The sequence below is a fragment of the Paenirhodobacter ferrireducens genome (genome assembly GCF_004022265.1).
GTDB classification, from domain to species: Bacteria; Pseudomonadota; Alphaproteobacteria; order Rhodobacterales; family Rhodobacteraceae; genus Rhodobacter; species Rhodobacter ferrireducens.
In genome coordinates this window covers 32487-44427 of record NZ_SAVB01000009.1, presented here as the reverse complement: position 1 = coordinate 44427, position 11941 = coordinate 32487, and the positions used below count along the sequence as shown (strand labels likewise).

Below are 11941 nucleotides of genomic sequence, written 5' to 3'. Positions count from 1 at the left end.
CTGAGCGACGCCGCGATCCGGCGCCGGATGCTTGCGGATTTCTGGTTCCACTTCAAACAGAACAAGGGCGCGGTCGCGGGGATGATCGTCTTCGTGCTGCTCGTCGTCGCCGCGGTCTTCGCCGCGGTGATCGCGCCGCATGACCCGACGCAGCAATACCGCGATGCGCTTCTGGTGCCCCCCCTGTGGCAGGAGGGCGGCCGCGCCGACTTCCTGCTCGGCACCGATGCGGTCGGCCGCGACATGCTCTCGCGGCTGATCTACGGCGCACAGTATTCGCTCTTCATCGGCATCGTCGTGGTCTCGATCGCGCTCGTCGGCGGCATCGTGATCGGCATGGTCGCGGGCTTCTTCGGCGGCTGGGTCGATACCGTCATCATGCGGGTGATGGACGTGATCCTCGCCTTCCCCTCGCTGCTGCTGGCACTGGTGCTGGTCGCGATCCTCGGGCCGGGGCTGCTGAACGCGATGATCGCCATCGCGATCGTCTATCAGCCGCATTTCGCCCGCCTCACCCGTGCCGCGGTGATGGGCGAGAAGGAACGCGAATATGTCACCGCCGCGCGCGTCGCGGGCGCCGGCAACATGCGGCTGATGTTCAAGACCATCCTGCCGAACTGCCTTGCGCCGCTGATCGTTCAGGCGACCCTGAGCTTCTCCTCGGCGGTGCTCGACGCGGCCGCCCTCGGCTTCCTCGGCATGGGCGCGCAGCCGCCCGCCTCGGAATGGGGCACGATGCTCGCCGAGGCGCGCGAGTTCATCCTGCGCGCCTGGTGGGTCGTCACCTTCCCGGGTCTCGCGATCCTGATCTCGGTGCTCGCGATCAACCTGATGGGCGACGGTCTGCGCGACGCGCTCGACCCGAAACTGAAGAAGAGCTGAGGTCCCCATGGCACTCTTGACCATCCGCAACCTCACTGTCCGCTTCGCCACCTCGACCGGCAGCTTCACCGCCGTCGACGGCATCGACGTGCGCGTCGATGCCCGCGAGGTGCTGGCGATCGTCGGCGAATCCGGCTCGGGCAAGTCGGTCTCGATGCTGGCGATGATGGGGCTCCTGCCCGACACCGCCACCGTCACCGCCGACGAGATGACCTTCGACGGCCACGACCTCTTGCACATGACCCCGGCCGAGCGCCGCCAGGTCATCGGCCGCGAGATCACGATGATCTTCCAGGAGCCGATCGCGTCGCTCAACCCCGCCTTCAGCGTCGGCTTCCAGATCGAGGAGGTGCTGCGCCTCAATCTCGGGATGAAGCGGCGCGAGGCGCATGAGCGCGCGCTCGAGCTGTTCCGTGCCGTCGGCATCCCGGAACCCGAGGTGAAGATCCACGCCTATCCGCACCAGATGTCGGGGGGCCAATGCCAGCGCGTGATGATCGCGATGGCGATCGCCACCAACCCGCGGCTCCTGATCGCCGACGAGCCGACCACCGCGCTCGACGTGACGATCCAGAAGCAGATCCTCGACCTCCTGATGAAACTGCAGGAGGATTACGGCATGGCGCTGATCCTCATCACCCATGACATGGGGGTGGTGGCGGAAACCGCCGACCGGGTCGTGGTGCAGTACAAGGGCCGGAAGATGGAGGAGGCCGACGTGCTCACCCTCTTCGAGGCGCCGCAAAGCGCCTATACCCGGGCGCTGCTCTCGGCGCTGCCCGAGAACGCCACGGGCGACCGGCTGCCCACGGTGTCGGACTTCTTCGGTGCGGAGGGCGTGCAATGACCGAGATCGTCGTCGAGGGCGTGGCCCTCACCCAGGACTACCTGATCCCGGGCGGCATGTTCGGCAAGGCCCGGACGTTGCGCGCGGTGAAGGGCGCCTCCTTCGCGGTGGAAAAGGGCAAGACCCTCGCCATCGTGGGCGAGTCGGGATCCGGCAAGTCGACGCTCGCCCGCATCATCGCGCTCATCGACCACCAGTCGGGCGGCGCGCTGAAGATCGCCGGTGAGGAGGTCGACATCGCGCGGCGCAAGCCCGATCACGCGCTGCGCTCGAAAGTGCAGATGGTGTTCCAGAACCCCTATGGCAGCCTCAACCCGCGCCAGAAGATCGGCGATGTGCTGATGGAGCCCTTGCTGCTGAACACCACGCTGCCCGCGGCCGAGCGGCGCGCCCGCGCCGAGGCGATGCTGGTCAAGGTCGGCCTCGCGCCCGAGCATTTCAATCGCTACCCGCACATGTTTTCGGGCGGGCAGCGGCAGCGCATCGCGATCGCGCGGGCGCTGATGCTGAACCCGGCGCTTCTGGTGCTCGACGAGCCGGTCTCGGCGCTCGACCTGTCGGTGCAGGCACAGGTGCTGAACCTGCTCGCCGACCTGCAGGAAGAATTCGGCCTGACCTATGTGTTCATCAGCCACGACCTCTCGGTGGTGCGCTACATCGCCGACGACGTGATGGTGATGCACAAGGGCGAGGTGGTGGAACAGGGCACGCGCGACGAGATCTTCTCGAACCCGCGCCACCCCTACACCCAGCAGCTCTTCGCCGCGACGCCGGTCACCGACATCGCCGCGATCCGCGCCCGGGTCGAGCGCCGCAAGGCGCTGCTCGCCGCACGCTGAGGGCTGCGGCCAGGGTTGAACCCCGAAGGGGGCCGGGCAGCGATGCCCGGCCCCTGCCCGTTCCGGTCCCGACCACATCGCTTGCCATCAAAATAGTTTGCAATGCAAATCATTTTGAGGCACAGGCAGCCGATGCGCATCGAGCCCGATTCCCCCCGCCTCCGCTTCGGATATCTCTTCGTCTCGCTCGGCCGCGCCTGGCGGCGCGTCGTCGACCTGCACCTGGCCGAGGCCGGGCTCAGCGACGCCACCTGGGCGCCGCTCGTCAACCTTGCCCGGCACGGCGACGACATCAGCCAGACCGAGCTGGCCGCGCGCGTGGGGCTTGACGGCTCGAGCCTCGTGCGGCTGATCGACCTGCTCGCCGAGCGCGGTTTCGTCGAGCGTCAGGTCGACCCCGCCGACCGCCGCGCCCGCCGGCTGCTGCTGACCGAGGCCGGCCGCGCCGAGGTCGAGCGTATCCTCGCCGAGCTTGGCCGGATCGAGACCGAGCTGCTCGCCGATGTCGAGGAGGCCGAGATCGGCCGGATGCTCGAGGCGATGGAACGGATCAAGGCCCGCACCGAGGCCATGCTCGACCGGGAGACCTCGAAATGACCGCCACCCTCGAACGCTATGGCTTCGATGCCGCCCGCATGGCCTTTGCCGGGCGCACCGCGGTCGCCGCCTGCATCGCCTTCGTCATCGGCTGGGCGCTCGGGCTCGAACATCCGCAATGGTCGGCGATGGCGGTCTGGGCCGCCGCGCAACCGACCCGCGGGCAGCTGCTTGAAAAGGGCTTCTTCCGCGTCGCCGGCACGATCAGCGGCACGCTCGCCGGCATCGCGCTGGTGCTGGCGATGGAGATCCACCCGGCGCTTCTGGTCCTGGGGCTTGCGCTCTGGGTCGGGCTGTGCACCGCGATCGGCAACCTGCAGCGCGGCTTTGTCGCCTATGGCACGGTGCTTGCGGGCTATACCGCGGCGATGGTGTCGCTGCTCGATGCCGCGCACCCCGATCAGGTGCTGCACCTTGGCGCGGACCGCTTCGCGACGGTGCTGACGGGTGTCGTCACCGCGATGGTGGTGGGCGCCTTCTTCGCGCCGCCGGCCGCACGCGGCGCGCTGCGCGCGCGCCTCGCCGCGCTGGTCGCCGACCTGCTCGAGGCCGCGGCGACGCCCGCAAGCGACGAGCGCGCGCCGGCCCTTCTGGCCGAGATGTCGGCGATCGAGGACGGGCTCGACCCGCATGGCGCGGGCTCGTTCCGCTCGCGGCGCGACGTGCGGGCGGTGCGGGCGGTGCTGATCGCGGCGATGGCGCTGCTCTTGTGGCGGCGCACCGCCGAAACTCTGCCCGCCGCCGTCGCGGCCGAGCTGATGCGCGCGGCGCAGTTGCTGCGCGCCGATGCCCCCGAGGCCGCGGCCGAGGCGCTGACCCGCGCCTGCGCCGGCCGACCCGACCTGGCCGAGACCCTCGCGCCCCTCGCCGCCGCCCTGCACGGCTGGCTGCGCCCCGAGACCCCGCCGACCGAGACCGCCCTGCCCGTCGTGCTGCACCGCGACTGGATCGGCGCGCGCGAGGCCGGGCTGCGCGCCTTTGGCGGGCTGTTGCTCTTCGGCGCGATCTGGCAGCTCACCGGCTGGAGCGCCGGCGCCTACATGCTGCTTGGCCTGTCGGTGATGCTGTCGCTGTTCTCGAGCTTCGAGAACCCCTCCGCTCAGATGCGCAACGTCTTCTATGGCCAGATCCTCGGCGTGATCGGCGCGCTTGCCTGCCGCTGGCTCGCCTGGCCGCTCGCCGGCAGCGAGCTGCAGATGATCCTGTCGACCCTGCCCTTCATCCTGATCGGGCCGCTCTTCGTCGGCCATCGCCGCACCGTGGGGGCAAGCTTCGACTACAACATGGTTCTGATGCTGATGCTGCAACCGCACTGGCCACTGAGCGGCAGCCTCAACGCCTCGCTGGCGGCGGGGCTTGCGGTTCTGGCCGGGCCGGTGGTGGCGATGGTGGCCTATCGCTTCGTCTATCCGACCAGCCTGCGGCGCCGGCAGGAGACGCTGATCGCGATGATGCGGCGCGACCTTGGCGATCTGGCCGCCGATCCGCAGGCGCTCGGCCACCGGCAGGTGTGGCGGGCGCGGCTCTATCACCGGGTGCTGCGGCTGGTGCGGCTATCGGGGCGCTCGGCCCGGGCAAGCGGCGAGGCGATGGAGATCGGCCTCGCGCTTCTGGGCCTCGGTCAGGCGACGATGCGCGCGCATGAGATCGGGGCCTCGGGCGTGCCCGCGGCACGGGCCGCGCGGGCGGTGCTGGCACGACTGGCACGGTTCCCGGCCGATCCCGGGCACAGCAGCGCGGCGCTGGCCCGGCTTGGCGCGCGGCTGAGCGGGGCGGATGCCGCGCTTTTCGCCGAGGCGGCGGCGCAGATCACCGCCCCCGCCGTCACCGGCCGCGCGGCCTGAGCCTCAGCCGTCGCAGCCGGGCGCGACCCAGAGCCGGATCGGCGCGCCTTCGGTGGTGCCGATCTCGCGGCAGGTGCCCTCGGCGCAAAGCGTCCAGCCGCCGAGCGTGGCGCCCGAGGCGGCGAGGAAGACCTCGCGCTGCAGCGGCAATTTCGGGAAATAGTGCCAGCCGTCGGGTTCGAGGATCGCATCGGGCGGCGCTTCCATGCCCGCCCCGGCGCTCGTCACCCGGGCCTCGACCGGGCGCAACCCGGCGCCCGTGACCTCCCAGCGTTCCCACCAGGTGGTGTGCTGGACCGAATGGGTCCAGCTCAGGGTGAAGGTGCCGACGGCAAGGGCAAGCGCCTTGCCGCCGGCGAGGATGCACAGCGTCATGCCGCAGCGGGGGCAGCCTTGCGCCCGCGCAGCCAGAGCAGCACCGCCACCAGCACCGTGATGCCGAACCCGATCTCGTCCGAGATCGGCAGCGCCACGATCAGCGACACGCCGCCGGCGAACGCGAGCGCCCGCTCGTACCAGCGCAGCGGCATGTGCAGATAGCCCACCACCGCAAGGCCCCAGAGCGCGATCGCGATCACCGTCTTCGCCACGACATAGACGACCTCGACCGGATAGCCGAGCATCTGCGCCATCGCGCCACCGTCCTGCAGCATCAGCGAGGGGGTGAAGACTGCCATGAACGGCACGATGAAGCCCGCCGCCGCCATGCGGATCGCCTGCAGTGAAATCTTCAGCCCCGAGGACTTGGCGATCGGCCCGGCGGCAAAGCAGGCCAGCGCCACGGGCGGCGTCAGGTCGGCCATGATGCCGAAGTAGAAGACGAACATGTGGCTGACGATCAGCGGCACGCCGAGTTCCAGCAGCGCCGGCCCCGCAAGCGACGAGGTGATGATGTAGTTCGGGATCGTCGGGATGCCCATGCCGAGGACCAGGCAGGTGAGCATCGTCAGCACCAGCGACAGGAACAGGTTGTTGTGCCCGATCTGGATGATCGCCCCGATGAAGGTGGAGGCGATGCCGGTCAGCGTCAGCGTGCCGATGACGATGCCGACGATGGCGCAGGCCATGCCGACGGGCAGCGCATTGCGCGCGCCCTGCGCCAGTGCGTCGCGCACGATGGCAAGCGTGTGCCGCGCGCCCTTGAACGGGATCGTCACAATGACGAGCGCCGCGATCACCGCGAAGAGCGCCTTCACCCCGAACTCGAGGAAGGAGGCACAGCCGAGGCCGAGCGCCAGCCAGAACACCACGCGGAAGGCGGTGGGCCCGATCAGCGCGGCCAGCGGCGTGCCGAGGATCAGCACGACGACCAGGCCAAGGCCCATGGTGCCCGCGAAGATCGGCGTATAGCCGGCGAACAGCAGGTAGACGAGCGCGGCAAGCGGCAGCACCAGCGGCCATTGCTCCTTCACCGCGGTCCAGGGGTTCGGCAGTTCGGCCTTCGACATGCCCTTGAGGCCCATCCGGCCGGCTTCCAGGTAGACCATCCAGAACACCACACCGAAATAGAGCATCGCCGGAATGATCGCCGCCTTGACGATATCCGCATAGGGCACGTTCAGCGTCTCGGCCATGATGAAGGCGACGGCGCCCATCACCGGCGGCATGATCTGCCCGCCCATCGAGGCCGTGGCCTCGACACCGCCGGCAAAGGCCGAGCGGAAGCCGAATTTCTTCATCAGCGGGATGGTGAACTGGCCCGAGGCCACGACGTTCGCCACGCCCGAGCCCGAGATCGTGCCCATCAGCGCCGAGGACAGCACCGCGACCTGCGCCGGGCCGCCGCGCAGATGGCCCACGAGGCCAAGCGCGAAGTCGTTGAACAGGTTCAGCATCCCCGCCCGTTCGAGGAAGGCCGCGAAGACGACGAAGATGAAGATGTAGGAGCTGCTGACATAGATCGGCGTGCCATAGATCCCTTCGGTGCCGAAGGAGAAGTTCTCGACCAGCTGGGCGAAGTCATAGCCGCGGGTCTGGAACACGCCCGGCGCATATTCGCCGAAGGCGGCATAGGCGAGGAACAGCGAGGCGATGATTGCCAGCGGCCAGCCCATCAGCTGCCGCGAGGCGATGAAGACGACGACGATCAGCACCGTGCCGGTGACAAGGTCGGCGGTCGTCAGGTAGCCGGTGCGCTGGATGATGTCGGTGTAGAAGATCCAGTTGTAGATCCCGGTCGCGAAGCCCGCGAGGCCGACGATCCAGTACCAGATCTTGCCGAGCTTCGTCTTCATCACCAGGTTCGAGATGAGGACGCAGCCCAGAAGCACGAGGAAGCCGACGTGCAGCGCCCGCAGGATCTGGCTCGGCAGGGTGCCATAGGCGGCAACGAAAAGCTGGAACAGCGAGAAGACGAAGGCGATCCAGAACGCGATCTTGCCGCTCAGCCCCTCGCCGAAGCCGGGCGGCAGCCCCTCGAGCGCCTCTTCGTGCTCGGGCTGGGCAGTGTCATGGATGGATTGGGATGCGGACATCAGGGGTCTCCGGCTGGGCAAGGGGAAAGCGGGCGCCAAAGGCGCCCGAAGGTCCGGGCGGCCGCGCCGCCCGGGGGTCCGGTCCTGCCCGGTTTACTTGATCAGACCGACTTCGCGGTAATAGCGCTCGGCACCCGGATGCAGCGGGATCGAGAGGCCGTCGACCGCGTGCTCCAGCTTGATGTTCTTCGCCGCCGAATGCGCCGCCTCGAGCTTCGGCAGGTTCTCGAACAGCAGCTTGGTCATCTGATAGGCGGTCTCGTCGCTGACGCCCGCGCGGGTGACAAGAACGTTGCCCACGGCCGCGGTCGGGATGTCCTCGGTCTGGCCCTGATAGGTGCCCGCCGGGATCACCGCCGGCACGTAGGGGGCGCCGATCTTCTCGACGACTTCCTTCGGGATCGCGACGATGGTGATGTCATGGGTCGAGGCGAGGTCCTTGATGAAGGCCACGCCGAGGCCCGAGGATTGCAGCGTCGCCTGCAGCTGGCGGTTCTTGATCAACTCGGCCGATTCCGCATAGGGCAGGTATTCGACCTTGCCGAGGTCATCATAGCTCATCCCCGCCGCCTTGAAGATCTCGCGCGCGTTGAGCTCGGTGCCCGAGGCCGGCGCGCCGACCGAGAGCGTCTTGCCCTTCAGGTCATAGATCGTCTTGATGCCCGAATCCTTCTCGGCGACGATCTGGATGTAGTTCGGATAGATCGCGGCGAGCGCGCGCAGGTCGGTCAGCGGCTTCGGGAAGCCCGCCTCGGCATTGCCTTCCCAGCCCGCCTTGACCGAGTCGCCAAGCGCGAAGGCCAGCTCCGCCTTCTTCGCGCCAAGCAGGTTCAGGTTCTCGACCGAGGCCTTGGTCGCCTGCACCTGGGTGCGCGCGCCCGAGATGTTCTCGCCGTAGATCTCCGACAGCGCCACGCCGAGCGGATAATAGACACCCGAGGTGCCGCCGGTGGCGATGTTGATGAATTCCGCCTGCGCCGCCGGCGCGATCAGCGCGGCTGCCGTCATCGCGGCGGAAAAGACCTTGGCCTTGAAACCGATCATGCGATTTCCTCCCCTTGCATTGGCTTCGATGGGCGAAAGCCTGACCGAGCCCAACCGTCGCGCAAAGAAATTTCGCGCGACTGCAACGAATTCATTACGATCCTGCAGAAACTTGATTTCACGTCACTTTTTCGGGACAGAAATGTGATCTGCGCCCCCGAAACGGGCGGATTTTCGCCAAGCCACACCCTGCGGGCGGATTTTCGCCCGGATCAATCCGCCCGCAATCCGTATTTCGCAATCTTTTCGTTCAGCGTCCGGCGCGGGATGCCCAGCATTTCCGCCGCCTCCGAAGAGCGTCCGTCATGCAGCCGCAGCGCCTCGGCGATCGCCTCCGCCTCGAAGCGCGCGACGCGTTCGGGCAGCGTGCCGGTCTCGGGGATCGGCGCGGCGACCGGCAGGCGCAGGCCCAGCACATGGCGCTCGGCCGCCGCCTTCAGCTCGGCCGCGTTGCCCGGCCAGTCCTGCCCCTCGAGAAGCCGCAGATCGGCATCAAGCAGCACCGGCACCGGCCGGCCGAAGCGCTCGGCCGCATCCTCGACGAAACGGGTGAAAAGGAGCGCGATATCCTCGCGCCGCTCGCGCAGCGGCGGCACGGCGAGGTCGATCGCCGTCAGCCGGTGGTAAAGGTCGGCGCGGAAGCGGCCGGCGGCGATCTCGGCCCCCATCTCGGCATGGGTCGCGGCGATCACCCGGATATCGACGGGGCGCGGCGCGTTCGAGCCGATGCGCTCGATCGTGCGCTCCTGCAGCACGCGCAGCAGGCGCGCCTGCAAGGCCGGGCTGAGCCGCTCGATGCCGTCGAAGAAGACGGTGCCGCCGTTCGCATGCTCGAGCTTGCCGACCCGCACCGCGGTGGTGCCGGCGACGAAGCCGCGCTCGTGGCCCAGAAGCTCGGCCTCGAAGGCCTGTTCGGGGCGCGGCGCACAATCGATCACCACGAAGGGGCGGCGGGCGCGGCGGCCGAAGTCATGCATCGCCCGCGCGATCTCCTCCTTGCCCACCCCCGGCTCGCCGCGGATCAGCAGATCGACCGGCAGATCGGCGAGCACCCGCACCGCCTCGCGGCACGCCGCCATCGCCGGCGACACGCCCGCGAGCCGCGATTCCAGCCGCACCGAGGCGATCTCGGACCAGCGCGCCGCACGCACCTCGCGCCGCATCCGGCGCAGCTCGACGGCGCGGTCGATCGCCGCCACCAGATGCTCGGCGACATAGGGTTTCTCGATGAAATCATGCGCGCCCTCGCGCATCACCTCGACCGCGACCGGCACGTCGCCATGGCCCGACAGCAGGATTACCGGCAGGTCGGGGTCAGCCGCGCGCAGGTGGCGCAGCACATCGCGCCCCTCGATCCCGGGCATGCGCAGGTCGGTCACCACGCAGTCGGTCGCCGCCGGGTCGATCGCGGCCAGCGCCTTGTGCGGGTCGGTGAAGGTGGCGACGGCAAAGCCCGAGGCCTCGAGCCAGTCGGCCGCCGCCTCGCACAGCCGCGGCTCGTCGTCGATGAAGGCGATGGTGCCGCGTGTCATGGCTGTCCTCCGTCCCGGGGCGCGAAGAGCGGCAGCTCGAGCACGGTGAGCGTGCCGCCGCCCGGCCGCGCCCGAAAGCTGAACCCCGCCCCCATGTGATCGAGGATCGTGCGCACGATGGCAAGGCCAAGGCCCAGCCCCTCGCCGGTGACGCGGGTGGTGAAGAAGGGCTCGAAGACCTTGTCGCGCAGCTCCTCGGGGATGCCGGGGCCGCGGTCGGCAAGGATCAGGGTCAGCCGCCCCCCCCCCACCTCGGCGCTCAGGGTGACGGGGGCGGTGCCCCCTGCCCCCGCCGTCGCCTCGGCCGCGTTCAGCACGAGATTGGTCAGCACCTGCTGCAACTGGCCGGGGTTGCCGGCGACGGGCGGCAGATCGGCGGGCAGATCCGCCATGACCGGGACGGCCAGTTCGCGCAGCCGCGGCGCCAGCACCTCGAGCGCGGTGTCGAGCGCCGCCGCCACGCTCACAGGCGCGGCGGGCTCGGGCCGGGTGCGGGCGCCGAAACGCTTGAGACTGCGCACCATCTCCTGCATCCGCCGCAACAGCCCGCGCGCCGAGGCGAGGCTTTTCTCGGCCTTCGCCTGCGCGCCGGCCGCCAGATGCAGCTCGGCCGCAGCAAGGGTGTTGTCGAGCGCCGAGAGCGGCTGGCTCACCTCATGCACGATGGTCGAGGACATCCGCCCGAGAACCGCCAGTTTTGCCGCATGCACAAGGCTTTCATGGGTGCGGCGCAACTCCTCCTCGGCGCGGCGGCGCTCCTCGACCTCGCGCGCGAGGTCCTCGGTGCGCTCGGCCACCCGACGCTCCAGCACATCGGCCTGCTCGAGCCGCATCCGCACGATCTGTCGGCGCTGGCGCCAGAAGAGCCCGGCGCCCGACAGCAGCGCCCCGCCAAGCGCCGTCATCGCCGCGACCAGCCATGCGGTGGCGGTCGCCGGCGCCTCGGGCGCGGCCGCCAGCACCTGCCAGCCGTCGGGCTCGAGGCCCAGCCCCGCCAGCCGCAGCCGCTCGCCCCCCGCGACAAGCCGCCCGCCCTCGACCAGCGGCGCGCTCGTCGCCACGCCGAGCCCCTCATAGCGGCGCTCGGCCACAAGCTGCGCCACCGCCGCATCGGAGAGTTGATGCAGCGGCCGATAGCGCCAGTCGCGCCGCCCGGCGAGGAAGACGATGCCCAGCCCATCGGCCAGCCCCACCGCCTCGTTCGCCCGCACCCAGGTCGCCTCGAGCGAGGTCATCTCGATCTTCACCACGGCCACCCCCAGCGGATGCGCCTCAGAGCCGATCCGCACGGACAGGAAATAGCCTGGCTTGCCGGTGGTCACGCCGACCGCGTAATAGCGCCCCTCGCCACGCGTCAGCGCCTCGCGGAAATAGGGGCGGAAGGCATAGACCTGGCCCAGAAAACTGTCGGGCGTGTTCCAGTTCGAGGTGGCGACCGTGCGCCCCGAGGTATCCAGCAGGAACAGCTCGTCGACATGCGACAGGTCGCGCACGGTCTGCAGATAGGCGTTCGCCTCGTCCGCCGCCCGCGCGTCGCCGCGATCGAGCAGCCGCAGGATGCGCGCGTCCTGCCCGACGACCGAGGGCAGATACCGATAGCGCTCGATCTCGGAGACGACGGCATAGCGCGTCACCGTCAGCCGGTCGGCCAGCTCCTGATCGAGCGCCGCCAGCGCCGTCTCGCGGGTGGCGACGAAAGCGCCGCCCGAGGCGGCCAGCGTCACCACCACCGCGGCGGCGATCAGGGCGTGCTGTGTTTCTCCGGCCGGTCTGCGGATCACGGGGCGGGCTCCTTCGCTCTGGCCCGAGCTTTGCCCGCTTGCCGCCCGGGGTGCAAGCCGGGGCCCGTCGTGCAGCGGCACAGGGCCTGCGTTCCGGCATC

Annotated in this window: 10 protein-coding genes; 5 read left to right on the top strand and 5 right to left on the bottom strand. The window is 69.5% G+C overall.

All coding sequences use genetic code 11. From position 1 onward, the window contains the following. Positions 1 to 27: 27 nt before the first annotated feature. The 5 genes from EOW65_RS08570 to EOW65_RS08550 all read left to right on the top strand — a co-directional run bounded on the left by EOW65_RS08570 (position 28) and on the right by EOW65_RS08550 (position 5009). Complete coding sequence (locus tag EOW65_RS08570) at positions 28 to 882, top strand: ABC transporter permease subunit (protein WP_394342742.1); 855 nt, start codon at positions 28 to 30, stop codon at positions 880 to 882. 7 nt (positions 883 to 889) lie between these two features. Continuing rightward, a complete protein-coding gene (locus tag EOW65_RS08565) occupies positions 890 to 1729 on the top strand; it encodes an ABC transporter ATP-binding protein (protein ID WP_128148547.1) in 840 nt (279 codons plus the stop codon). Continuing rightward, positions 1726 to 2568 (top strand): dipeptide ABC transporter ATP-binding protein, encoded by an 843-nt coding sequence (locus tag EOW65_RS08560; protein WP_128148546.1) that lies wholly within the window; start codon positions 1726 to 1728, stop codon positions 2566 to 2568. The genes EOW65_RS08565 and EOW65_RS08560 overlap by 4 nt, the downstream gene beginning before the upstream one ends. Positions 2569 to 2700: 132 nt before the next feature. Next, positions 2701 to 3165, top strand: a complete 465-nt coding sequence (locus EOW65_RS08555) for a MarR family winged helix-turn-helix transcriptional regulator (RefSeq protein ID WP_128148545.1) — start codon at positions 2701 to 2703, stop codon at positions 3163 to 3165. Then, on the top strand, positions 3162 to 5009 hold the full coding sequence (locus EOW65_RS08550; protein ID WP_128148544.1) for an FUSC family protein: 1848 nt from the start codon (positions 3162 to 3164) through the stop codon (positions 5007 to 5009). The genes EOW65_RS08555 and EOW65_RS08550 overlap by 4 nt, the downstream gene beginning before the upstream one ends. A 3-nt stretch (positions 5010 to 5012) precedes the next feature. Here EOW65_RS08550 and EOW65_RS08545 read toward each other — a convergent pair whose 3' ends face one another. From EOW65_RS08545 to EOW65_RS08525, 5 genes are all read right to left on the bottom strand, one after another. Beyond that, positions 5013 to 5384: a DUF1850 domain-containing protein gene (locus EOW65_RS08545; protein WP_128148543.1), complete on the bottom strand. Its 372-nt coding sequence runs from the start codon at positions 5382 to 5384 to the stop codon at positions 5013 to 5015. Next, a complete protein-coding gene (locus tag EOW65_RS08540) occupies positions 5381 to 7483 on the bottom strand; it encodes a TRAP transporter permease (protein WP_128148542.1) in 2103 nt (700 codons plus the stop codon). The genes EOW65_RS08545 and EOW65_RS08540 overlap by 4 nt, the downstream gene beginning before the upstream one ends. 93 nt (positions 7484 to 7576) lie before the next feature. After that, complete coding sequence (locus EOW65_RS08535; protein WP_128148541.1) at positions 7577 to 8527, bottom strand: TAXI family TRAP transporter solute-binding subunit; 951 nt, start codon at positions 8525 to 8527, stop codon at positions 7577 to 7579. Between the two features lie 212 nt (positions 8528 to 8739). Then, positions 8740 to 10059 (bottom strand): sigma-54-dependent transcriptional regulator, encoded by a 1320-nt coding sequence (locus EOW65_RS08530; protein ID WP_128148540.1) that lies wholly within the window; start codon positions 10057 to 10059, stop codon positions 8740 to 8742. Continuing rightward, positions 10056 to 11840, bottom strand: a complete 1785-nt coding sequence (locus EOW65_RS08525) for an ATP-binding protein (protein WP_240664588.1) — start codon at positions 11838 to 11840, stop codon at positions 10056 to 10058. Before EOW65_RS08525 ends, EOW65_RS08530 begins: the two co-directional genes overlap by 4 nt. Between the last annotated feature and the right edge of the window lie 101 nt (positions 11841 to 11941).

Coding starts and splice junctions, on each gene's coding strand:
- EOW65_RS08570 (WP_394342742.1), top strand. CDS start 28: ATGCTTGCGGATTTCTGGTTCCACTTCAAACAGAACAAGGGCGCGGTC.
- EOW65_RS08565 (WP_128148547.1), top strand. CDS start 890: ATGGCACTCTTGACCATCCGCAACCTCACTGTCCGCTTCGCCACCTCG.
- EOW65_RS08560 (WP_128148546.1), top strand. CDS start 1,726: ATGACCGAGATCGTCGTCGAGGGCGTGGCCCTCACCCAGGACTACCTG.
- EOW65_RS08555 (WP_128148545.1), top strand. CDS start 2,701: ATGCGCATCGAGCCCGATTCCCCCCGCCTCCGCTTCGGATATCTCTTC.
- EOW65_RS08550 (WP_128148544.1), top strand. CDS start 3,162: ATGACCGCCACCCTCGAACGCTATGGCTTCGATGCCGCCCGCATGGCC.
- EOW65_RS08545 (WP_128148543.1), bottom strand. CDS start 5,384: ATGACGCTGTGCATCCTCGCCGGCGGCAAGGCGCTTGCCCTTGCCGTC.
- EOW65_RS08540 (WP_128148542.1), bottom strand. CDS start 7,483: ATGTCCGCATCCCAATCCATCCATGACACTGCCCAGCCCGAGCACGAA.
- EOW65_RS08535 (WP_128148541.1), bottom strand. CDS start 8,527: ATGATCGGTTTCAAGGCCAAGGTCTTTTCCGCCGCGATGACGGCAGCC.
- EOW65_RS08530 (WP_128148540.1), bottom strand. CDS start 10,059: ATGACACGCGGCACCATCGCCTTCATCGACGACGAGCCGCGGCTGTGC.